The sequence below is a fragment of the Treponema sp. R6D11 genome (assembly GCF_054786075.1).
Genome location: NZ_BDHD01000889.1, coordinates 1 through 460, shown reverse-complemented (window position 1 = coordinate 460; position 460 = coordinate 1). Strand labels below are relative to the sequence as shown.

General features: G+C 45.7%; 1 protein-coding gene. It reads right to left on the bottom strand.

All coding sequences use genetic code 11. The features are described from left to right. A partial coding sequence (locus ACYVTD_RS16675) for a hypothetical protein (protein ID WP_461248773.1) occupies positions 1-460 on the bottom strand: 460 nt, incomplete at both ends.

The following is a 460-nucleotide window of genomic DNA, read 5'->3' as shown; positions in this document are numbered from 1 at the left end:
GTATCACCCTGCCGCCGCATAATACGGGCGAGTTTAGCGGATGTTCCATCGAGCCTATCATTTTTTTCGCGACGTCTATGCCGAGCGTCGTGTCGATATCTAGGGCGATTATATATTTGAAATCTCTTAGTGGGGCGATATTTTTCGGCGTTATGAAGCTGCCTCTATCGCCGTTTTTGATTAGATTGACTAGCTCCAAAATTGCCCCGCGTTTGCGTTCGTATGCGACGTATTTTTTGTTTATATCATCATGTACGCGCCTGCGTTGGAAGCAATAAAAGATTTCGCCGTATTTGGCGTTTAGCTCATCGACACCGGCCGCTTCGGCTGAAAGAATGTCTTTATCCTGAGGGATTTCTTTCTCGCTTGCCTCTTTGAAGTCTATTAAAAGGGCGAAGGCGAGGTTTTTTTCTTTGTTGGCCAGGTAGTGTTTCTCAAGCTTCGCGATATAACCTTTGAT